This is a genomic window from Paenibacillus marchantiae (assembly GCF_028771845.1).
GTDB classification, from domain to species: Bacteria; Bacillota; Bacilli; order Paenibacillales; family Paenibacillaceae; genus Paenibacillus; species Paenibacillus marchantiae.
On sequence record NZ_CP118270.1, the window covers coordinates 3,404,647 to 3,427,690 of the forward strand.

The window sequence follows — 23,044 nt, forward strand, 5'->3', positions numbered from 1 at the left end:
TTTCCTTGAACATGATTTGGATAGGCTCCCTCTTACTAACCCATGATATGGCGAATGAAAGAGGCTTTCCTGTATGAATAGTAACATTGTGGTATGGAACATCCCCCTCCTCCTTTTTACAATTAGGCATATAGGAAAGGAAGGAGGAGAGAGGGGATTTAACAGCTCTTTATGAAAGCGATTACAGATGATGGCTGTGAACCGCCGCAGGATAGGCATATGGAGACCTAACTCAATCATAAGAAAATGGAGGCATGTTATGTTGGGACGGATTATGAAAAAAGGATTTGTGTTCTTTATCATTTTTTGCTTGGTAGTTGGCGGGGGCCAGTTCGTCCGAACAGCTCACGCCGATGATATGAATACCTATGAAGCCGAGGCCGAGGGAAATATTTTGCTTGGTAACGCGAAAATCTCTGATAGCCCGACGGCTTCAGGCGGCAAAAAGGTCGGAGGCATGTACCAAGGCAGTTCCTTGCAATTTAACAATGTTACTGTAAGTGAGACAGGAAATTATAAGATTTCCGTTTACTACATTTCAGGTGATTCGCGGCCGTTCAATATTAGTGCGAATGGCGGGGAGAAGCAATTTGAAGAACCGCCCAAGACAGTCGACTGGGATACGGTGGGAACGTATGATGTGACTCTTCCGTTGAACGCGGGTACCAACACAATCCTGATTGATGACAACAACTGGTATTCTCCCGACATCGACAAGATTGTGATCCGCGGTTTGGACAGTGACCACCCGGGAGAAGGTGGCGGAGACGACTGGAAGAAAAATCTGCATGGTGCAATCATTGAGGCAGAAGCAGCCGACAATATTTTGAAAGGCAATGCCAAGGTGGTGGACAGCAGTATCAGTTCAGGCGGGAAAAAAGTAACGGATCTGAACAAAAACAGTTCACTGCAATTTACGAATGTTACTGTACCGGCAGATGGTACATATTTGATCCGAATATCTTATATTTCTGGTGACCAGCGACCTGTCTATATGCAGGTGAACAATGAGACGGATGAGATGATTGATCTGCCCAAAACGGCAAGCTGGAATACGGTAGGCACGTATGATGCAGAAGCTTCCCTCGATAAGGGAGTTAATACCATTACGTTCTCGGATCATGATGGGTACTCCCCCGATTTTGACCGAATAGAAGTAATCCCGTATACGCTTAGCTATGAAGCCGAAGATTCGGGCAATACACTGACTGGTGAAGCGCGTGTAACAGAGAGTCCGAATGCTTCCGGAGGCAAAAAGGTCGGCTACCTGAATGGCGGGAGCTCCTTGACGTTCAATAAAATTATAGCCCCAATGACAGGTGATTACCGCGTTAAGGTAGATTATTTTTCCGGTGATCCGCGGAGTTTCTATGTCCATGCGAATGATGGGGAAGAGCAGTTCCACGACCTGCCTAAAACCCTGGATTGGGATACGGTAGGTACGTATGATCTTACCCTCCCATTAACTGAGGGCGAGAATACGATTACCTTTTCAGATAACAATGGCTATTCTCCCGATCTGGACCGGATTATCGTAGAGCCTGCGATAGAGACAGAACCCGAAAATCCAGGTGAAGGAGATGACGATCTGGGAACACCGGGTGACTCGCAACAATACGGGGATATCACGGTGACTGATTACACGTATGGCCTTCTTGTATCGAACGGACAATACGAAGTGTCTTATAATACCCAGACTGGATTCGTCGGCTATAGCTGGGCAGAAGGGCAGAAGATGCGGGGGATTTTCAGCAGCATTAAACTTGGTGACGGCCTTGTGGAGACCAAAGGTTATGAGAGTCATAAGAGCGGTGGAACACCTGTGGAGATTCAGGATGGATTCGGCAAAGGCATTGAGTTGAACTTTGTTCATACGTCAATTGGCAAACCAACCCTGAAGCAGGTCTATCGGTTTTATGAAGATAAATCGTATTTCCTCAACCGTCTGGATGCCTTCAGTGATACAGAGATCCAAAGTAATTACATGTCACCAATTACTGTAAAAAATTCGGGTGGTGTGGATATCGGCGTAAGCTCGGATAATCGTGTGCTTACAGTACCTTTTGACAATGACGCCTGGATTCGCTATAAATCTCAAACGATGAACCGGGCGGATACTAGCTACGAGATGACGACGGTATTCAATAACTCAACACGTAACGGTCTTGTGATTGGTTCAGTAACCCATGACACCTGGAAGACCGGTATTGACTGGAAAGGCTCAGCTAATCGTCTGAATGAATTTGCTGTGTATGGTGGTGCAGCGAGTGACGTTACTCGCGATACCCAACCACATGGCAGCCTGACCGGTACTGAGCTGTCCTCACCACTGATTATGGTAGGTGGTTTCAGTGATTACCGCACAGGACTTGAAGAATACGGAAAAGCCAATGCGATTATTACACCTCCGCTGGCGTTGAATCCGGAGCTGCCACAAGGTGTTCCAGTAGGTTGGAATAGCTGGGGAGCTTATGATAGCGGGCTTTCGTATCAGAACGTAGTGGATGTGTCCAATTATTTCAAGAATAACCTTAAGAAATTCAACAATAACGGAAATGTATTCATTAATATGGATTCCTACTGGGATAATCTAAGTGATGCAGAGCTTGCCCAAGCCGTATCTGTAATTAAGGACAATGGTCAGCATGCAGGCATCTATTGGGGACCATTTGTATATTGGGGCAACGATATGAGCCAAACGGTAGATGGTACCAACGGGCAATATACGTATGGTGATATTGTGCTCAAGGATGCTCAGGGGAAACCTCTGCCTACGCTGGATGGAGCATATGCACTGGATGTGACACATCCGGGGAGTCAAATGCGTATGAATTATTTTCTGGATAAGTTTAAATCACTTGGATTCACATTCATCAAACTGGATTTCCTGACCCATGGATCACTGGAAGGCCAACACTATGACACTACCGTGACGACAGGAATCCAGGCATACAATGAAGGGATGCGTTATGTCGAAGAGCGATTGGATGGGAAAATGTTTATTAGTGCGTCCATTGCACCGATTTTTCCAAGTCAATACGCGCATAGCAGACGGATCTCTTGTGACACCTATGGCAAAATCAATGAGACGGAGTACATGCTTAATTCATTGACATATGGTTTCTGGCAAAATGGAACGATCTATTCTTATACAGACCCAGATCATTTGGCATTAAGCAGTGCTTCAAGCCTGGAGGAAGCCCGTAGTCGGGTAAATTCCGGTGTGATTGCCGGCACGGTGATGATGGATTCCGATGATGTGAACGATCCCAAGGCACAGGAATACATGACAGCATTGTACAATAACACGGATGTTCTTCAGGTGGCGCTGAAAGGAAAAGCATTCAAGCCGCTTGAAGGGAATACGAATGCAAATGCTGCGGATACGTTTGTTCTGAAAGACGGCAATAATTATTACCTTGCCGTATTTAATTACAGCGCCAATAGTTCAGCGAACAAAACGATTAATTTGGGTCGTGCCGGATTGAATGAATCCAAATCCTACACGTTACAAGATTTGTGGACAGGTGAATCTTCGTTAGCCACGGGTTCATGGTCCATCTCGCTTGGACCGGCTGAATCGAAGTTGGTTAAATTGACCGAAAACCCAGTCAATCCGGAAAATCCAGGTAACCCAGGTAACCCAGGTAACCCAGGGAATCCTGGCAACAATGGAAATAACAACAATACTAGTGGAAACTCCGGCAACAGCACTGTTCAGGAGAACGATACAGCAAAACTGGTCATCACAGCCGATATGCTGAAAGTGGACAGTGGGGCAGGGAAAGCCGTTGTGGACATCAAGGCTGGTACTCAGGAGCTACAATTGTCATCTGCTGTTTTACGCCAGCTCGGCGACCGTGCACTGGAAGTGAAATCAGGCAAGTTAACCCTGCAAGTACCTGCGAGTTTGTTCCAGCAGCTGTTGAGCAAGCTACCAGCGGGGCAACAGGAAGATAGTACCATTTCCTTGAAAATGGTTCCGCTTGGCAGCAAGGCCAAGGAGGTCATTGCTGCAGTGGAATCATCTTCCCGGGCAACGGTTTCCCTTAAGGGAGAAATCTATGAATTCAGCCTTTCGGTAACAACTAAATCTGGTACAACCGAAACACTCTCTGCGTTCGATCATCCGGTTACGCTGAGTCTGGAAGCGGCTGAAGGCTTCGACCCTTCACAGGGGGGGATTTATTATATTAACGAAAATGGGAAATTGGAATTTCTCAAATCGGATTACGTGAATGGCGTATTAACGACTAAAGTGAGCCACTTCAGCAAGTATGCCGTTCTGGAATTGAATCGGACGTTTGCCGATGTTCCGGCCAATCATTGGGCTAGCTCTGTAATCAAGGAGTTAGCAGCAAAGGGGTATGTTGAAGGCACAAACGAAGATCAATTTGAGCCAGGACGTGCAGTCACTCGCGCTGAATTCACCGCCATGCTCGTTCATTCTCTGGGACTGACCGTAGCAAGGGAAGTACAATTTACAGATGTAGCGACAGATGCCTGGTACGCGGAACCTATCGCGATCGCGACCCAAGCTGGTATTGTCAACGGCCGAAGCACAACCAGTTTCCAGCCGGACGCACGGATTACCCGAGAGGAAATCACGGTGATGCTGATGAAAGCATACAAACTGAATGATGGGAAAGTGCCTGTTGGTTCTACAGACATCTTGTTTACAGATATGGCTCAGGTTTCTTCATGGGCAACTGCTTCGGTAAAGGATGCAGCCCAACTAGGACTAGTTCAAGGCCAAAGACAGGGGCAGTTTGTGCCTAAAGGGATAGCTTCCCGTGCAGAGGCGGCTCAGGTCATCTATAACCTGATTTTGAAGTAAGATTTAAGGCTGCGAATTGCATCGCAGCCTTATTTTCATAATTTGAAATGAGAGATGATTTCCCCTATGGATTGTAAGAATGCGATATGGCTAATTTAACTCCTGCTTCCTACAATAATAGGTATGTTCACAACACACAGCACGAGGGTAACAGGAACTCGAAAGGATGATCAATTTGACGATTCAATATAATGAACAACTACGTATATTTGCAATACAGACGCAAAATTCGTCCTACATTTTCGGAATTAATGAGAGGGAACACCTCCAGCATCTGTATTGGGGTAACCCCGTGGACATCGAGGACAGCGCTCCGTTGCTCCATCTACAATCCCATAGCTCTTTTGACGCGGAAGTGGAAGGAGAGGTGGAGGAGTACAGCTTCTGGGGAGGAGCATCTTATACAGAGCCATCTCTGAAGCTGCGCATGTCTGATGGTGTCCGCGATCTTCAGGTAAAGTATGACCGGCACGAAATCATTGAACAAGATGGCAGACAGACGTTGATTATCACGTTGAAGGATCAGGTCTATACACTTGAAACGCAGCTGATATATCGGGTCATCCCGGAATTCGACCTGGTGGAGCGTTACGCCAATATCGTAAATACGGGACAGGAGGATATCGTGCTGGAAAGCATGCAATCCGCAGCCTGGACATTTCCATATCTCCAGGATTACCGCTTGACGCATGTTACGGGGAAATGGTCGGGTGAATTCCAACTGCGTAATACCATTTTGACAGAGGGGAAAAAGATACTTGAATCGCGGAGAGGTTTCACGGACGGTCATGCCAACCCATGGTTTGCGATTGATGATGGTCTTTCGACAGAAAGCGGCGGCGGGGTATGGTTTGGTGCTCTGGCCTGGAGCGGCAACTGGAAGATTGTTGCGGAGAAGACCCCATTCACGCATGTGCGGGTAACAGGTGGCATCAATGATTTTGACAATGAATGGTTGCTGGGTGCGGGCGAAACGTTTGAGACGCCTGTCTTTGTCGGCGGATTCAGCCCAGAAGGCTTTGGCGGAATGAGCCACCGCTTGCATCAATATCAATACAATTACATACTGCCTCGCAGTGAAATCGGGAAAGTGCTGTACAACTCCTGGGAAGCTACCTACTTCGATGTTAACGCACAGGACCAAATGGCGCTTGCCGAGCGGGCAGCCAAGATGGGCGTGGAGCTGTTCGTCGTGGATGACGGCTGGTTTGGACAGCGGCATTCCGACCGAGCGGGGTTGGGCGACTGGAACGTGAATATGGAGAAGTTCCCGAACGGACTTGTTGAGCTGATTGACCGGGTTCACGGACTTGGGATGGAGTTCGGCATATGGGTAGAGCCGGAGTCGGTCAACCCAGATAGTGATCTCTATAGAGCACATCCAGACTGGGTATATCATTTTGAGACCCGGGAACGTACGGAGCTTCGCAATCAGCTGCTGCTGAATATTTCCAAGCCGGAGGTTAAGCAATACATTATCGATTTTATGACCGAACTGCTTGGCAACCATGAGATTAAGTTCATTAAATGGGACATGAACCGGACCATCACGGAGCCTGGCATGAAGGGGCACCCTATTAACCGCCAGAAAGAAGTATGGGTAAGGCATGTCCAGAGTCTCTATGATATCTGGGCACAGCTGAGAACCAAGTTCCCGGATGTGGAGTTTGAGACTTGCGCAGGAGGTGGCTCGCGGATTGATTTGGGCATCTTCCGTTATGCCGACCAGTCCTGGCCGAGTGACAATACGGATGCGTTCGACCGTCTGAGCATTCAGGAAGGCTTCTCCTATACGTACGCACCACGTATGATGACCTGTTGGGTAACTGAGTCACCTACAGGAATGAACGGTCGAAACGTCTCCCTGAAGTATCGTTTCCACAGTGCAATGATGGGCACGCTTGGTATTGGCTCCAATCTGAACGAGTGGAGTGATGAATGGATTGGGCAGTCCGGGGAATTCATCGGTCAGTACAAAGCCATTCGCCATCTCGTGCAATTCGGCAGACAATTCCGCCTGACTGCGCTTCGACATAAGGGGGTTACGGCTGTCCAGTACAGCGATGCTGCAGGAAGTGATCATGTGCTGTTCGCTTTTCTTCACTCGCAGAAGCTGGGTGAACCGTTGCCTAGACTCCGTTTGGCAGGTCTTCATGCTAACAAGACCTATCTCATTGAAGAGCTGGGATTATCGGTCAGTGGCCGTGCGCTGATGAACATCGGGGTGGAGCTGCCTCTACGTGGCGATTTCGATAGCTTGGTGTATCGTATCCGTGAGCAGGTATAAAAGGATGCTGTAGAATGTTTTAAAAGGAGTGCTTTGCAAGCCAATAGTGGCTGCATTGCACTCCTTTTTTATTGGATCTCTTTTTGTGGCAGACGGATTTGGACCGTGGTTCCCATGCCTAGTTTGCTGTACACTTTTACACCGTAATATTCACCAAATTTCAGCTTAATTCTCCGATCCACATTTGAAATGCCATAGCCGCGTCCTTCTTTCTCTTCAAACAAAGACTGAAGCGTCTCACGCCGCATGCCCATTCCATCGTCTATAACAGATAAGATGATACTATTGTTCTCGATGACGCCCTTGATATGGATATTTAGGGGCCGATCCTGGTTCCAAAGTGCATGAATCACTGCATTCTCCACAAAAGGCTGTAACGCAAGCTTTACGGTCGAGTAGGGCAAGATCGATTGATCTATCGTGTAGGTGATATTCAGCTTGCCTTTAAATCGAATAAGCTGAATGGCATTATAGCTCTGCGTCAATTTCAATTCCTCATTGATGGTCAGGATGCTCTTTCCTTTATTCAGGGATATCCGATAAAACTTGGCTAGATGAAGGACCATATCCTGGATCTGCGGATCCTGATGCTTTACGGCCAGAGAGGAGATCGAGCCGAGTGTGTTATACAGAAAGTGAGGATTGATCTGAGCTTGAAGCAGGTCAAGCTCGGCTTCCTTACTCTGTAGCTCCTTCTGGTAGACCTCCGTAACCAGACTTTTCAGCCGGGTTGTCATCTGTTCGAATGCAAAGTGAAGCTGTCCTATCTCATCATTGCCCATTTGTTCCTCATGGGTAGGATTGAAATCCCCCCGTTCAATGCGCCGAATCATCCGAATTAACGTCCTGATACGTTTGCTGAACAGCGATGCAGTAATATAAATGAGCAACAGCGCCACGCCGATGAAGCCCAGTGAAATTTTGATAATAAGCTGAGAGAGAGATTTGGCATCTTTGATAATACTGTCGTAAGGGAAGATGGACACCGTTTTCCAGCCATTTTTAAGCGTGTTATAGACCGCTAGAGCCTTCACGTCTTGATAAGTTGTATCAAATCTGCCTGAAAGCGTCTCGTCAAAATTTTGATGAAGCAATTCGGGCAAGCTTGTATTGATTAACTGTTTGTCCGCTGAAGAAAGAATAATGCCCTTGTCATTTATAATAAAGATATCTTTGCCGCCTGCTTCTTTTTCCATGAGAGAGTAGATGACAGACTCGGAAATTTGAAAGACCAGCATTCCGTAGGGATACTGATTACTATTGTTGTTCAGCAGCCGGGCAAGCGTAAACATGGCGGGACTATTCTCTGTCTGCGGCGATGAGAGATGAATAATGTTCCCATAGGATTGTTTCAATTTGTGGAACAGTTCCGTGTTCTGAACTTCGGGTGTAATCGGCCGGATATAATAATTGTCTTTGGGCAGAGATGGATTGTCCGAATAAATGAATGCGCTATCAAAATCGGGGTAGGCAGCCATCACGGTGTCGATTCGATTGCCAATATAATTATAGACATCCAAATAAGACGGATCATCCTGATACTCGTTCGTAAGGTAATTGGCAAGGCGGTTATCCAAATAAATGGAGGCGGAAATATGTTCGTAGCTATCCAGTTTATTCTCCAGATTTTTAGTGATCTGAGCTGTGGAGTTCGTCATGTTGATGTAGATCTGCTCGGTAAGTTTCGTTTTGGTAAGTTCATAGGAAAAATAAACCAATAACATCATTGGAATGATGGTGACGAGTACAAATACCATAAATAGTTTGGAACGAAAGCTCAGGTTAACAAAAGGCATGTATATGTATTTTCGATAGAATTGGCGCAATTGGAAGCCCTCTCTTGACTGATTATTCGTTGCACAATTCATCATAGCAGAGTGAATATGGAAAACCAATCCTCTCTTTTTACAAAAACATCTTTAAAAAGCGGTATCTTTCGGAGAATTCGACTATGGCAAGCGATCTGCGTCAAATTTATGATAAATAGGAGAGAAGTTGAATCAAGATATGGCCGGCCATGCTGCTGTATAGAAAAAGGGAGGGTACTTAATGCATAAGGTAAGCGCTATCAAAACAGTCAGGAGCAATAATCTGATAAGCAGACTAAAAGAGCAAAAATGGTTATTCGTGCTTATGCTTCCTGCCTTCATTGCGACATTGCTATTTTCCTATGGTCCGATGTTCGGACTGTATATGGCGTTTACGAATTATCAGCCGGGTGGGGGATCTTTTTTATACCAGTTCTTCCATGCCGAATTTGTAGGTTTCCAGTGGTTTGAGTATTTCTTTACAACAGGGGATTTCTATCGGGTTATGCGTAATACGCTTGCGACAAGCTTGCTGACGCTGTTCTTCGGATTTCCTGCGCCAATCATTCTCGCGCTTGTACTTAATGAAGCGAGACAGGGATTTTTCAAACGTTTTGTACAGACGGTTTCTTATCTGCCGCATTTTATCTCATGGGTTATTGCAGCCAACATTGTAATTACGCTGCTTGCTTCGGATGGAATGCTTAACAATATTCTGGTTCTGCTGGGCATTGTCAAAGAACCAGTCGCATTTTTGCAGAACGGGCCTCTATTCTGGTGGATTATCGCATTGTCGAACATGTGGAAAGAGATGGGGTTCAGCGCCATTATGTATCTCGCCGCAATCGCTTCCATTAATCCGGAGCTCTACGAAGCGGCCAGGGTGGACGGAGCCAGCCGATTTAAGCAAATGTGGCATATAACGCTGCCATCCATGCGCCCTACAATTGTCATATTGGCTATTCTCGCGGTTGGTGGCATTTTGAATGCAGGGTTTGAACAGCAATACCTGCTGCAAAATAATACCGTGCTTGAATACTCCGAAGTTATTGATATTTATGCCTACAAATACGGACTACAAAACAGCATGTTCTCTTACGGTGCTGCCGTGGGGATGTTCAAATCCGTTGTTGCCTTTATTCTTGTCCTCATCGTGAACCGGATTTCCAGAAAAGTGAACGACCAGGCGTTGTTCTAACTACAAAAGACAGAGGGGAGCGCTTGTGATGATTCTGAACAGATTCGGGGATCGTATTTTCAAAATTATTGTGTATTTCATTCTTATTCTAGTATTACTGGTTACATTTCTTCCGTTTTGGAATATACTCGTTCTTTCATTGAACAGCGCGGAGGATACGGTACGGGGCGGCGTTTACTTGTGGCCCAGGGACTTGACCTTGGACAGCTATCAGCAGATTTTGAAAGATAGTGAGATTTTAAACGGGCTGTGGGTAACCGTCAAACGGACGCTGATTGGCGCACCGCTATCGGTTCTCGTCATTACGATGCTTGCGTATCCGCTAAGTCGGCGGAATCTGGTTGGTCGCAAAGGCTGGAACCTGTACTTTATCTTTACCATGTATTTCAGTGGTGGACTCATTCCGTTCTACATGGTGCTTAAGGCACTGAACATGATCGATACATTTTCGGTGTTCATTTTGCCAAGTTTGATGAATGTCTTCTATATGATTATTGTCCGTACCTTTATGGAGCAGCTGCCCCATGAGATTGAAGAATCGGCAAGGGTAGATGGGGCTAACGATCTGACGATTTTCTTCCGGATTGTGATGCCGCTGACAACACCTGTACTTGCCACAATAGGACTTTTTCAAGCGATTGGGCATTGGAATGCCTGGTTTGATTCCTATGCGTTCACCTACAGCTCGGACCTGAAGACCCTGCAGGCCGTGCTCGTCAAAATCTTGAATCAATTTCAGACTGGCGGCATGATTTCACAATCGCAGATGCTGGCCAACTCTGCTAAACGAAATGCTGTTTCGAGTGATACCATTCGAATGGCTGCTACCATGGTGGCCACCTTACCAATCGTTATGGTGTACCCGTTCCTGCAAAAATACTTTGTTAAAGGCATGACTTTGGGAGCTGTTAAGAGTTAATCTATTCCGTGATCCGGTTGCAGGGAAGGCTTGTCCGGTGGCTTCTCCCTGAAAGGGGGTGGGCAAAGATCGTTTTGGAAATGCTCAATCTAGCACTACAGGAATTTATTCATTGGGAGGAATTAGGGTGTCAATGATAAAGACAAAAAAATGGATGACCATGGGAATTACGGCTGCATTAGTCGTTGGTTTGCTTGCGGGCTGCTCCTCCAATGATGGGGAGAATAATACAGCGGGTAAAGATGGGGAACAAGGGCCGATTACGCTGACGTGGTTTGATGGCAATACCAAAGGAGAACCATTTACCGATGCAATTGCCCAGGAAATTACCAAAAAGACGGGCATAGAGATCTCCATCCAACAACCAACAGGTAATCCAACGGAAAAACTAAGCTTGATGCTCGCCAGTGGTGACTATCCGGATGTGGTGGTCATGAGTCGGGGAGACGCTTCACTTGATAAGTACATTTCAAGTGGTGCATTCATTCCACTGGATGAGTTAATTGAAAAGTATGGTTCTGACTTGAAAGAGATGTATGGCGAAACCTTGACCAAAACACGTTATACAGACGGCAAGAACTACTATCTGGCAAACTGGTATGGACTCGACAGTGATCCGGTCTTCGGTATGCTGATGAGACAAAACCTGCTGGAAGAGTTTCTTCCAGACAAAGCAGATGGTTCAAAGCCACTTACAACGGATGAGTTTGAAGCACTCCTGAAAAACTTTAAAGAAAAATACAACACGATTGATGGCAAAGAGTCCATTCCCATGACGATGAACGGTGAGAACATGGGCGCGAATTTGGGAACATTCAAAGGCATGTGGGGCTTAAAAGCCTACTATGACAACAACGGACGTCTGCAATATGATGTTAAAGACCCCAAATATCGCGAGATGCTGTTATATATCAATCGCTTATATAGAGAAGGTCTGATTGAGAAAGAATTTGCGATCAGCAAAACACAGACTTGGATTCAAAAGCTGACGACTGGCGCAGTATTCTCTACACCAGGTGCCTATTGGGACCCAGGTAACGGCAATGGCGCCTTGAAGAAAGATGGCGGGGAAAAGAATCAGTTGTTCGCATACAAGGTTGTTGCTCCAGGTGTAGACCCGGCTCAAACAACATTTGGCCCAAGAAGCTCGCTTGGATGGGATGCCATTGCGATTACCAAAAACAACAAACACCCGGAAGAAACCATAAAGCTGTTTAATTATCTGGCGAGTGATGAAGGACAGCATTTGCTGCTGTGGGGCAAGGAAGGCGAGCAATACACTATGGTGGATGGCAAGCGACAACCGGAACCTGCATTCCTGAAAAGCTTCAAGGATAACTGGGATGATACGGTGAAGAAAAGTGGCGTTCGTAAATGGTTATGGTTTATCAAAAATGGCCTGGATCCAAATGGACAGCCGTACGACATGGCCGTTAAATTCCAACGCAGTGAAGTGGATGAACTGGCCCTCAAGAGTCTTGGTGATTCCGTATGGGATACAGCACAGTATGATAACCTGAATCCGGATGGGGGAACACCTCAAGCACTGACGGCCCAGAAGGTGAAGGATATTATGGATCAGAGCATTACGAGAGCCATTATTGCTCCAAGTGAAGCTGAAGCCAACTCCGTATTTGACAAGATGCTGGAGGATATGAAGAAGGCTGGCGATGAGAAAGTGGAAGATATCATTAACGAGAAATATGCTCAGCGTATGGAACTGTGGTCTTCCAAGTAATTGAAGAGTAAATTTGGTAATAAGAAGCGTCCCGGGATGGTCAGGGACGCTTCTTATTTATGGACACATTCTACAAGACACGCTAAAACGTCGCTTTAACAATGGAGATGATATCTCCTGCTACGGTTGAGATCTTGCCAACCTGACCAGAAAACATATATTGTTCACCAGAAGAAACTGTGCACAATGCCCCTTCTGCCCATGAGATATAGAAGGTTAGGGAAGTACCAGCTTCGCTCTCAATCTCGATCCAATCCGTCTCCCCATCCACAAAAGCCGCGCTGACAAGGAAGCCTCCCACAGCACGGAGAGTATGGAACTCTGCTTTTTGTCCATTCGGCCAGTTGGGAAAGAAGCGCAGGGTGCCATTATAACTTTGAAGAAGGCATTCATTGATAACGGCAGGCAGGGAGAAATTTTCGAACCAGATGCCCATGCGTGACATGAAATCGAAGTTCTCCGTGTCAGCATAGCGACCACCGCTCATCAGGACCCGATCTGTACAAGTACCGTTTGGTAGCAGACAATACTGGATTTGACGCTTGAAGCGTTCCAGATCCAACACGCCAAGCCGGGCTCCTGCAAGATGAAAGAATACCAGTTCATTCCCGCCTTCGTTGCGGTGGTTAAGGTAGGAGTTTACTGCGGTCTGATATTCCTCCTCTGACGAATGAAGCCCGTGATCTTCACCTGGAAATACAGTCGTAATAGGAATCGGGACGTTATACACCACGTCAGGATCTTCCCCCTCCACCGACACAAAGACTGGACCGTTGCGTGATTCGGCTGTGGGATAAGAAGGGAACTGGTTTAAAATCTCCTCTACATTCTCTAGCAGTTCCTGCTCGGATTTTATCCTTTCAAGAACACCGCAGGCCTGGGTGAACGCATTGAACAGAAATCGCGTCAGTGTCAGGTCGATCAGGCAGTCTTTGTTTTTGGCAAAGCCGGGTGAAATCTCATATAGCTCCGGCACCACCGTCGGAAAAATGTGATAATTACCATCTCCCCAGCGTTCACCCTGTGCTTCCGGACGATTCATGTAATCGACCATGAACAGCACGGCTTCCTTCATGGGTTGAAATGCACGATCACGCAGGAACGTCTCGTCCATGGAATATCGATAGTGCCACCATAGACTTTGTACGGTCCAAGGCGTCTCACAGATTTCCCATCCCCAGTGCGGGACAGGGTAGGGCATCATGGACATCTCAACAGGATAGGCTGAGTGGGGGAAATAAGCTCCGCTTAGTCCGTAATAATCACGTGCCCATGCTCGGCTGATGGGAAGTACATGATCAACCATATCCACGTAGGGCAGATGTTTGTCGAGATGATTGCTGGAGAATGCGAGCCAAAATGGCTGCTGTGTGTTGTAATTCATGTGGTAATCCCCATGCCAGTCTGCACCGATGGTACGGTAGCTCCAGTTGGCGAATAGGCCTGGACAGGTAACGCCCTCTCTCACGGCACAATTAAAAAAGTAAAGATTGTGGTACCAGATACGCTCCAGAAATTCATCTTCCAGAGAGACGGAGGAGCGGCTCCAATAATCACGCCACATTACATTCGATTCTTCCTTAGCTTGACTAAAGGAAGACAGTTTTGGCGGGTCGGCCTCAATATTGAGTTCACTGTAAAGGCCTTCCCAGAGCTCTGCACAGGCCAAAAAGCCGAGTTCAGGTTCTCCCAGAGGACAGCCGTTGGATGCGAGCGTCTGATGATGCAAAGCATGTTTCTTCATTGCTGTTAATCCAGACGAGCGAACAGCGAGCCGGAAAGCTCTATCTTTTTCATGTGTGATATAGGGCGTAGCGGGATGCTCAACATGCGGCAAAATTTGCGTAAATGACTGTCTACCCGTAATTTCACTGGTTACGATTGCTGCTTGAGGAAATTCAGGCGGTGTTTCGGGATCAGGAATGAGCTTGATCTCCTCGAATAAGGGGATCGGAGCACCCGTCGCAGTATCACTTACCTTCATCCAGATCCGGTAGTGCGCTCCTTCCACAAAGAGTTCGAATACAGCAGGTTTGCCATCGATCAGGAAATCAATCGTGCAAAGGCCGTTGGCAATATCCATGGTGTGGCCGATGACTTCGGCCTTTCGCCGATCATACCGCAGCAGTAGTGACCCGCAGGGCATGGGCTTGGGATATGCCTTACTGTAATTTTGGCCAGCCAACTCACAATATTGTTTGTACCACGGATGTTCCGTTAATCGCGGTAAATCAGCTGGCAGAGCAGCAAATCTGTCATATACCTCTTGGAAAGTCATGAGCTCTTCACGGTGTTCTTCGGCGAGACGAATATCCCATACATTGTTGTGCCCAAAATGGAGCATCACAGCGTCTGGACGGGTTGTTACGACAACACCTAGTCCTCCATTGCCCAGTAGTGCGCCTTCAAAAAAATCCGGCGCAGGACCAGTGAAGGAAATGGGATGCTGCTTGGCCCGTTCATAGCCTCTGTTCTTTTTTATCTCGTTTTTTCTCTTCGTTAGACTATCCTTCTTCTGCACAAGTCGTCCTCCTCATGAAGTCATGCGATGTACAGTTATTACTGTATCTGAACAGCAGTTTGCTGTATTTAGCAAGACGTCCATGATTTGCACGATCGTCAGATCAATTGGTGCTCTGCTGATATGTACCTCTAGTCCCCAATTGTACCTTTCGATGATGGAGATGAAAGGTTAACATCGAGAAAAACGGAGTCGGAAAGGAAACTTCCAATGAATTTTGCTTCCTTGCATCCCTATGTATATTTGGCGACCCGATACCCTTTTGCGAAGGGACAGTCGAGTTCTCCGCGAATTTGTTATACCAGTTCCATTTACTTGATCAGCGAAGGGTATGGGATATTAAGTATAAATGGTCTGAGCAGCAGGCTCGGTCCTGGTTCGCTGGTCTATATTCCAGCAGGGCAATTACATGAATGGGTGGCTGATGGGAATAACCCTATGGTACATCTGTGTTGTTATTTTGATTGGCACTATGTGGAGCGAAAAGAGGTATTTGATACGTCCTGTCCGATCTGTTATCCGCCGCAGGTGTTGCAACAAGCTTTTGTTGGCCCAGCCTTTCCATATGAACTTAGGGAGATTTCAAAGGTGGAGTCGTTGCGAATCTGGCAGGATCTGTTCCAAGACTTTTATAAAAGTGGTTCATACACCAATGAGCAGACTTTTATGCGGAGCTTGACGATTCAGCGTCATTTTCAGACGTTTATCGACTATTTTCTGAACTGCTGCATGGAGAAGGGGAATTTAATCCCTGATCGCCGGATAGCCCATATTCTTAAAATTTTGGAGAAGGACTTACTTCACGGAGCACCCAAGCCGCTGGATATCTATCACAAAAGTCTCAAAATGAGCCGTGGTCATTTTTTCGAGCTGTTCAGGAAATCTACAGGATACTCCCCCATCCAGTATATGAATCACTTTCGTATTGGACGGGCGAAGTATGATTTGCTTCACACGACATTAAATATCACTCAAATTGCTGAAAAATATCATTTTAGCTCGGTTCATTACTTCTCTCGCCTTTTTCATCAACTGACAGGTCAGGCTCCTCGCCAATATCGCTTACATCATTCCAACACAGCGGCCTTCAGCGCTCCATTGGAATGAACAGGCTTTTTTTGTCTACATATTCCCCCTTCATTGTTCAAATAATGATGGGACAGAACAAAGGAGGGAACGATGGATGAATAAGGCCGGACGAAAAGGGTGGTCCTGCACCTGGAAATTTAAAATGTCAGTGGTACTCACAGGTACGATATTCATGGTTTATGGTTTTGGCTTTTCTGCCAGCAGTGCGGAATCACAAATTCGTTCAGGGCAGCCAGAGCAAATGTTAATGGAGCAAACCTTAATACAAGTACCTGGTTCAACTTCAGGTCAGATATCACCAACTCCGGCAGACAAATCGCAGCGTAAACGAATGGCGATCATCATTGATGATGCGGGGAATGACATGAAAGGTACTTCTGAAATTTTGGCGACCCCGGTTAAGTTAACGTTGGCCGTGATGCCATTCTTGCCAACGACGAAGAAAGATGCGATTGCCGCACATGAAAAAGGAATGGATGTGATTGTTCACATGCCAATGGAGCCCAAAAAGGGAAGACCAGAATGGCTTGGGCCAGGTGCGATCACATCCAATCTGACGGATGAGGAAGTGCGTGATCGAGTCGAGAAAGCCATAGATGAAGTTCCTTATGCCGTCGGCATGAACAACCATATGGGTTCCAAAATTACGTCTGATAAACGGATCATGTCCATTGTATTGGATGTATGTCAAGAGCGCGGGCTATTTTTTGTGGATAGTCGTACCAATTTTCGATCTGTGGTAGGGGAATTGGCCATCACCAAAAACATGCCACCCGTCGGCAACGATATTTTTCTAGATGACCACAATTCCAAACAACAAATACGCAAGCAAATGGATTTGGCAGCCCAACGTGCTCTCGACAAAGATGTGTGTGTAGTGATCGGTCACGTTGGTCATACCGGATTAAATACCTCTGCTGTCGTCCATGAATCCGTATCTCGGCTCAAAGGTCAGATTGAGTTCGTCGGTATTAGCGATCTGGTCCGAGATGTGTGGCATTGGCAAGCTGAGCCTAAACTGCCGACAGATAATAAATAATGCCATTAGCAATGGACTGTGCAATCCGTTTCTGTTCGCCCGGGTCGCTGATCATTGCGCGATCGTGTGCATTGCTCAGAAATCCGGTTTCAACAATTACAGCGGGTTGCTTCACATGATTTAACAGGTAAAAGGGCTTGCCCCATACCACATCGCGCTCCGTCTTGTACAATTGATTTAGCTGATTCTGAATGGAACTTGCGAGCATGTAGCTTCTTCCTTCGTTCTGATGTAAAACAACTGGGCCACGAGCAGCTGATCTTGGACTCCAGTTGGCATGGATACTGACGACGATGTCGGTGCTGACCTCTTCGCTAAGGCTTTTGCGTTGAGCCAAATCTCTGCGATGGCGTGAGCGACTGTTTAACCAGCGATTCTCGTCACTCAGCGCATAGTCTCCAAGTCGGTTGATGATGACTGCATAACCCTTGCTGCGAAGCAGAAGATACACCTTTTGGCTAATGGCTAGGTTGATGTCTTTTTCCAGTACGCCATGGTCTGTTGTTCCACCGTCAATGCCGCCATGACCAACGTCCAGAAGGATCACAGGTGCTGCAAAAGCATGATGAGTGGAGTGATAGGCATCCCCATCGGTTACCGGCAGCATGGATGGGCTTATGGGTGATCGTTGTGAATGCAATGTAGGCAGGTCGGTTAAGGCAAATTTTGCCGCGCTGGCATGGGAGGTCAGAGGGATGGAACTGATGCTGATTAGCAATGCCATCGATGCGGCCAGCAGCTTATACATGAGAATACACGCTCCTTCTTGAAATAGGCATCTTATGCCATAAAGTGAGTGGATGGATACCTTTGGCATTAGACTGTGCATTCTTCTGTTTTTCATACTCTTTGCAGCAAAAAAATGTTTATTGATGATCCCTTCTGCACACAATAGAGATAACATAAGCCCCGGCTTTGCCGGAGCTAAGGAGGCAGAGGTTATGGCCAAAAGTGATGAGCTGGTGAAATACATTACAGAGCGAGTTGTTCATTATATCGACACACCGAAGGATGAGCGTAAAGGACGAACCAAAGCCAAAGAGCCATGGACTATGAAGTGGTTTGGAATGATTCCTTTTGCTGTATCTCTATGGGTTGGAAAAAAGGAAAAAGCAATGAATTCGCAGGGGAAAATGCAGAAACGAAGCTCTTCAGGTAAAGGGTGAATCAAGAACCAACATAGGTAGTAGCTTCTTCCAAAGAAAAAGACGCATTCCTATGAAGAACCAGAGGAAGGCGTCTTATTTGTTGTATAGATCGGTCAAGGTTTCACAGCATAGAAATGCCCGTCCCGCAGCAAAGTCTGAAGAGGTACAAATCGTCTTACCGAAGTATTCCCGCCAATAGCTACATATTGTTTTTGAACGGTTCCACGGTCGTCACGCCAGATTTGATAACCACTGACAGGCAAAGCCCCGCCATACAAGACATTTTTCTCATCTGCAGAGAAAATGATCTTCTTATGCTCTTTCCATTGCTGATTCAATGTCTTTACGCCATTGATCGAAAGTGCTTTTGAAGTGATCCATAACAGATTGTCCGCGGGATCAAAGAAAGGTTGCAGATCCATGGAGTCAACGGACAACGACAACGAGGAGACTTGTGGCGAATCCTCGGGGGTCATCACGACAGCTTGTACAGATATTGACCTTATGAACTTCATTCGACTCGTAGCCTGCCGTGAGTCCGTATCCAGTGCATCCAAAATACCCGTTGGTAAGGTGTCGCCGTTGGTTGCGTCAATATAGATTGCATCATCGTTAGGTCTCTCCACTTTCCAATAAGCGAGCAGGGGAGGCGCATAACGTAATTGAAGCCCTCCTCCGTCATTAATCATTTTCTTCAAGTCCAGTTGCTGTCGATCCAGAGCTTGATCCAACAAGGAAATGTTGTACGGTCGTTGTTCTCCCTGACCATACTCGCTGAGCTGTAATTGTCCTTGCTCGTTAGCTGAAATGATCATATAACCAACGGGTGACTCTCCAACATTAGCGTATACCAACCAGCTGCGTGTGCCTGGACCGAGGGGATAAAAGTCCAATTGAGCATGATCCCAATGGTTCCCTTCATGTTCAGTACTTAGAATGATAGCTTGCTCGCGAGCAAATTGTTGTACTGCATCAGGAGCCAGTGTGTCGGAATGAAGTTCCGCCGTACTTGTGGCCAATGTAGTGGGTAGTACGAACCTAGTTGCATTTTGGATTCCAGCACCTTCAGCTTGCAGTAAGGGGAGCAGGGTGATTATACATAGAAAACACATTACAATGCCGGTTATACGGCGAATCACGTTCCATCCCTTGTGGAAGGGTCGTTTCATGCTAACACCTACTTTTCTGGGGTACATATCCTGACAAAACGGACTCCATTTTCGCTACGTGATCGTTTCTAATTCCATTTTAGAGGACAGGTTATGCAAAGGTTGCTGCAACCTGTCGGGCTGCCACTCATGAATAAACACTACTTTTGCCGTCATTTGCGGGAAAAGTAGTGTCTTCGTCGTCTATCTCAAATGAAACATGCCGCTGCTAATCGCGGTCACCTTCACTTTGGGCTCATATTGCCAGATCATCTCGGTACGCCGTGTTTCATATTGCAGCTTCATAGCTTCCCGGTCCAGGACCGCTTGGCGGGCTTTCTCCTGTTCCGGGTCCGTTTCTGGTTCTGCCTGAACAGCAGCTTCAGCAGCGAGTTCGACATCTGCTCCAATCATCACGCCAGTTGGTTCGATGGGCTGTAGATGTGCTTTCTGGATACGAGTAGGGCCAGAGCGAGAAGTCTGAATTTGGGTAGATGGCCCGGTCCCTGCATGTTCCTGATCCGTTGAACTACCGTCTGTGCTGGAGGCAGAGGTTGTATCAACGTCGACCTCAGGGGTGTCCTCTCTAAGAACTGCTTCATAGTACGTATCCACAACAGCAAGCTCCAGATCAAGCCGTTCTTTGGCTTTCTCTGCCCAGCTATAGTCGAGTTCCAGCAAGCGATTTGTCAAATGCGATTCCAGAGCTGCCCCGGCATCGGCTAGCGACACTTTGGCGGTCTGTACGTGCATATTTTCAGCCAGCCTTGGGCTAAGGTCACGCCTGTTCAGTTTCGAGCCGAACTTCTCGACAATTTCCCCTGTTCTGAGGGAGATGCCGATAAAATGAAGTTCCTCTTTTTTCAGATCACAGGCGAATTCCACTTTAAAACACACACCAAGCCATGGCTCATATACTGCTGGCGCGGTAGCTCGCAATTGCCTTTTTGCAGCCTGTTCGAACAGGTTCACGAATGCGCCGCCTTCACGTGCTGCATTGAAGATCTGCTGCAACCTGCGACTGCCATATACAACATCTTCTTTCAAAATCCGTCCGGGTCCCAGCTGAGGCAGAGAAGGGACAATACCGAAGTACCGACCTAGAATGGTATCTTTGGGAGCCTCGGGGGTACCGGTACCTGGTGAGGTTGGAGGAGCAAACTGTGCAGCTTTTGCTTCTTCAGCTTCCAACGCTTGCTGATGGGCATCCGGATCAAAGACGAATGTAAAGGACATCGTCTCCGCAGGTGCACCGGTTCGCTCCACAAATCCCCAATAATACGGACGGTTGGTTAATGCCTTGTCGGCTTCAGGTGAAAGTTTTACCGTAACATGGGCAGGAGAACGCTCCATAATCTGACAATCAAGTGTTTCCAGGTAAGTGAGCACATACGCTTGCACTTCATGGGGTGACATGGTCATGATCAGAGGCCTCCTTTACGAATATCAAGCCCGGATACGGCTGGTGCCTCATCTGCGACTTCGCGCTGAATGGAGTTCAACGATTGTCCAAGCGAGTCCATTTTACGGCGGATATCCTCTTCGTTTTGTGATTCAAGCATGATTTTGTACAAACTCTTTTCGATCGATTCCTTCTTCTCCAGCCGCTCCAGAATGACATCCAATCCACCAATAACCATCTCGAACATATTGATCTTCTCATGAAGCAGATTCAGAATATGCTCCTCGATTGTGCCTGTCGTCGAAAGGTTGTAGATGTTCACATCATTCTGTTGTCCCAATCGGTGTACGCGACCGATCCGCTGCTCGACACGCATAGGATTCCAGGGCAGGTCGAAGTTGATCATGTGATGGCAAAATTGCAGGTTGATACCCTCACCGCCCGCCTCGGTTGCAATCATTGCCTGTACGCGGCCACGGAAGAGGTCCATCATCCAGTCTTTTTTACCACGGTTCATGCCGCCCCGGTAGGGAACAGCGGTTAGGCCGTTGTTGCGAAAATAATTGAGCAAATACTCCTGCGTGGCACGGTATTCGGTGAAAATAATAACCTTCTCATTCATGTCACGAACGAGTTCCATCGTTTTTTCGGCTTTCGTATTTTCCTTGATCGCTTTAATATGGGCAACGAGCTCCCAAATCTTATCCCTCAGTGGGGAGTCCAGTGGAAGCTTCTTCGACAGATTGACCAACGTCACAAACACGGCATCCCGACTGCTGCATACTTCTCGCTGCAACGTCACTAGCGAAAGCATGCTGCTCAGATTGCCGCCGGCTTCCTGGTACTGATCCTTCACAAAGGAAGTCACCCCATCGTAAAGGGCTTGTTCTTCAGGCGAAAGCTGCAAATTCACATTGGAAACGTTTCGTTTGGTAAATTGAACAGGTCCTTCACCGCGACGGTTACGGATCATGACTTTGGACAACTCATCCTTGAGCTGCTCCTGATTTTTCGGAATACGTTTGTCGACGACAAAGTTGGCTGCAAAATCACCCTGACGGCCAAGCTGTCCCGGCTTGAGCAGATTAATGAGGTTGAACAGCTCGCTCATGTCATTCTGTACCGGTGTAGCCGTAAGCAGCAGGCAGTACTTTTTCCGCAATTTCAGCATGAATTGATAGTTCGTTGTTTTTTTATTTTTGAGCTTATGAGCCTCGTCGATAATAATCATGTCGTAATCTGTATTCAGCAGCATATCTTTATGCGGGTCACGCTTTGCTGTATCCATAGAGGCAACCACGATTTCATTTTGCCAGGAATAGGCTTTTTTCTGTGCAATCGCTGGGATGCCAAATTTGGAATTCAGCTCCCGGACCCATTGTAGTACAAGGGACGCAGGCACGAGAATGAGCACTTTGGATACAAGTCCACGGACCATATATTCTTTCAAAATCAGGCCAGCTTCAATCGTTTTGCCAAGTCCAACCTCATCGGCGAGAATGGCACGGCCTGACATTTCAAACAGTACTCTGCGTGCAGTATCCATCTGGTGTGGAAGAGGGGTGAGTCCCTGTAAATGCTTCAGACATTGGATTTCATCAAAGTTGGGAATCAGATTCGTCTCTTCGGCTTGAATGCCAAGTTGAAAGAGTCTGTAATCGCCCCAAGGGCCGCCTTTATCGAGTCTGGACTCCAGTTGGGTGATCCAGCTGCGATCGAATTCAAGCGGAACGGGTAGTTCTGCTGCAGGTTGATTAAGTTGATGCGGGTTTTTCCGGTTCATGGTGCTTCCTCCCCTGCCATTCGTGATGACGGTTTATTCGTAGGTAATAGTATGGACGAATGAGAGGCAGTTCATAACCAACCTTGGAATAAGGGGTGATTTCAATCAGAAAGTTTGGAAGGGTTGT

General features: G+C 46.9%; 14 protein-coding genes. 8 read left to right on the forward strand and 6 right to left on the reverse strand.

All coding sequences use genetic code 11. The features are described 5' to 3' along the window. Window positions 1–259 precede the first annotated feature (259 nt). Window positions 260–4,837, forward strand: coding sequence for an S-layer homology domain-containing protein (locus tag PTQ21_RS15690; protein WP_274570399.1), 4,578 nt, complete (start codon window positions 260–262; stop codon window positions 4,835–4,837). Window positions 4,838–5,003: 166 nt separating this feature from the next. Next, window positions 5,004–7,124, forward strand: coding sequence for an alpha-galactosidase (locus tag PTQ21_RS15695; RefSeq protein ID WP_274570400.1), 2,121 nt, complete (start codon window positions 5,004–5,006; stop codon window positions 7,122–7,124). A gap of 68 nt (window positions 7,125–7,192) precedes the next feature. On the opposite strand, the gene PTQ21_RS15700 is transcribed toward PTQ21_RS15695, so the two are convergent. Next, the gene (locus PTQ21_RS15700) at window positions 7,193–8,920 is read right to left on the reverse strand and encodes a cache domain-containing sensor histidine kinase (RefSeq protein ID WP_274570401.1); all 1,728 of its coding nucleotides are present in this window, start codon (window positions 8,918–8,920) and stop codon (window positions 7,193–7,195) included. A gap of 253 nt (window positions 8,921–9,173) precedes the next feature. Here PTQ21_RS15700 and PTQ21_RS15705 point away from each other — a divergent pair, with 253 nt between their 5' ends. The 3 genes from PTQ21_RS15705 (at window position 9,174) to PTQ21_RS15715 (ending at window position 12,787) form a co-directional block, all read left to right on the forward strand. Further along, window positions 9,174–10,130, forward strand: a complete 957-nt coding sequence (locus PTQ21_RS15705; protein WP_063564765.1) for an ABC transporter permease — start codon at window positions 9,174–9,176, stop codon at window positions 10,128–10,130. A 28-nt stretch (window positions 10,131–10,158) separates the two neighbouring features. After that, complete coding sequence (locus PTQ21_RS15710) at window positions 10,159–11,049, forward strand: carbohydrate ABC transporter permease (protein WP_063564764.1); 891 nt, start codon at window positions 10,159–10,161, stop codon at window positions 11,047–11,049. Window positions 11,050–11,182: 133 nt separating this feature from the next. Further along, window positions 11,183–12,787, forward strand: a complete 1,605-nt coding sequence (locus PTQ21_RS15715; RefSeq protein ID WP_274570402.1) for an extracellular solute-binding protein — start codon at window positions 11,183–11,185, stop codon at window positions 12,785–12,787. A gap of 82 nt (window positions 12,788–12,869) precedes the next feature. Here PTQ21_RS15715 and PTQ21_RS15720 read toward each other — a convergent pair whose 3' ends face one another. Beyond that, window positions 12,870–15,308, reverse strand: coding sequence for a glycosyl hydrolase family 95 catalytic domain-containing protein (locus PTQ21_RS15720; protein ID WP_274570403.1), 2,439 nt, complete (start codon window positions 15,306–15,308; stop codon window positions 12,870–12,872). A gap of 210 nt (window positions 15,309–15,518) precedes the next feature. Between PTQ21_RS15720 and PTQ21_RS15725 the strand changes: the two genes are divergently transcribed. Beyond that, complete coding sequence (locus PTQ21_RS15725) at window positions 15,519–16,415, forward strand: AraC family transcriptional regulator (RefSeq protein WP_274570404.1); 897 nt, start codon at window positions 15,519–15,521, stop codon at window positions 16,413–16,415. A 76-nt stretch (window positions 16,416–16,491) separates the two neighbouring features. Next, entirely contained in the window at window positions 16,492–17,436 is a 945-nt protein-coding gene (locus PTQ21_RS15730) for a divergent polysaccharide deacetylase family protein (RefSeq protein ID WP_244552048.1), read from the forward strand. Here the strand turns inward: PTQ21_RS15730 and PTQ21_RS15735 are convergent. Continuing rightward, window positions 17,411–18,184, reverse strand: coding sequence for an N-acetylmuramoyl-L-alanine amidase family protein (locus PTQ21_RS15735; protein ID WP_063564760.1), 774 nt, complete (start codon window positions 18,182–18,184; stop codon window positions 17,411–17,413). The two genes, PTQ21_RS15730 and PTQ21_RS15735, sit on opposite strands and share 26 nt — an antisense overlap. 193 nt (window positions 18,185–18,377) lie before the next feature. Between PTQ21_RS15735 and PTQ21_RS15740 the strand changes: the two genes are divergently transcribed. Beyond that, on the forward strand, window positions 18,378–18,602 hold the full coding sequence (locus PTQ21_RS15740; protein WP_064639170.1) for a YqzE family protein: 225 nt from the start codon (window positions 18,378–18,380) through the stop codon (window positions 18,600–18,602). Window positions 18,603–18,697: 95 nt separating this feature from the next. Here the strand turns inward: PTQ21_RS15740 and PTQ21_RS15745 are convergent, their stop codons facing one another. The 3 genes from PTQ21_RS15745 to PTQ21_RS15755 form a co-directional block, all read right to left on the reverse strand. Beyond that, window positions 18,698–19,603 (reverse strand): hypothetical protein, encoded by a 906-nt coding sequence (locus PTQ21_RS15745; RefSeq protein WP_274570405.1) that lies wholly within the window; start codon window positions 19,601–19,603, stop codon window positions 18,698–18,700. Window positions 19,604–19,936: 333 nt separating this feature from the next. After that, a complete protein-coding gene (locus tag PTQ21_RS15750; RefSeq protein ID WP_274570406.1) occupies window positions 19,937–21,154 on the reverse strand; it encodes a YqhG family protein in 1,218 nt (405 codons plus the stop codon). 2 nt (window positions 21,155–21,156) lie between these two features. Continuing rightward, on the reverse strand, window positions 21,157–22,917 hold the full coding sequence (locus PTQ21_RS15755; RefSeq protein ID WP_072732325.1) for a DEAD/DEAH box helicase: 1,761 nt from the start codon (window positions 22,915–22,917) through the stop codon (window positions 21,157–21,159). Window positions 22,918–23,044 lie beyond the last annotated feature (127 nt).

Excerpts from the sequence above, each read along its gene's own strand:
- PTQ21_RS15695 (WP_274570400.1), top strand. The coding sequence starts at position 5,004 with ATGATCAATTTGACGATTCAATATAATGAACAACTACGTATATTTGCA.
- PTQ21_RS15740 (WP_064639170.1), top strand. The coding sequence starts at position 18,378 with ATGGCCAAAAGTGATGAGCTGGTGAAATACATTACAGAGCGAGTTGTT.
- PTQ21_RS15750 (WP_274570406.1), bottom strand. The coding sequence starts at position 21,154 with ATGACCATGTCACCCCATGAAGTGCAAGCGTATGTGCTCACTTACCTG.
- PTQ21_RS15700 (WP_274570401.1), bottom strand. The coding sequence starts at position 8,920 with ATGCCTTTTGTTAACCTGAGCTTTCGTTCCAAACTATTTATGGTATTT.
- PTQ21_RS15755 (WP_072732325.1), bottom strand. The coding sequence starts at position 22,917 with ATGAACCGGAAAAACCCGCATCAACTTAATCAACCTGCAGCAGAACTA.
- PTQ21_RS15725 (WP_274570404.1), top strand. The coding sequence starts at position 15,519 with ATGAATTTTGCTTCCTTGCATCCCTATGTATATTTGGCGACCCGATAC.
- PTQ21_RS15730 (WP_244552048.1), top strand. The coding sequence starts at position 16,492 with ATGAATAAGGCCGGACGAAAAGGGTGGTCCTGCACCTGGAAATTTAAA.
- PTQ21_RS15735 (WP_063564760.1), bottom strand. The coding sequence starts at position 18,184 with ATGTATAAGCTGCTGGCCGCATCGATGGCATTGCTAATCAGCATCAGT.
- PTQ21_RS15715 (WP_274570402.1), top strand. The coding sequence starts at position 11,183 with ATGATAAAGACAAAAAAATGGATGACCATGGGAATTACGGCTGCATTA.
- PTQ21_RS15690 (WP_274570399.1), top strand. The coding sequence starts at position 260 with ATGTTGGGACGGATTATGAAAAAAGGATTTGTGTTCTTTATCATTTTT.
- PTQ21_RS15705 (WP_063564765.1), top strand. The coding sequence starts at position 9,174 with ATGCATAAGGTAAGCGCTATCAAAACAGTCAGGAGCAATAATCTGATA.
- PTQ21_RS15710 (WP_063564764.1), top strand. The coding sequence starts at position 10,159 with ATGATTCTGAACAGATTCGGGGATCGTATTTTCAAAATTATTGTGTAT.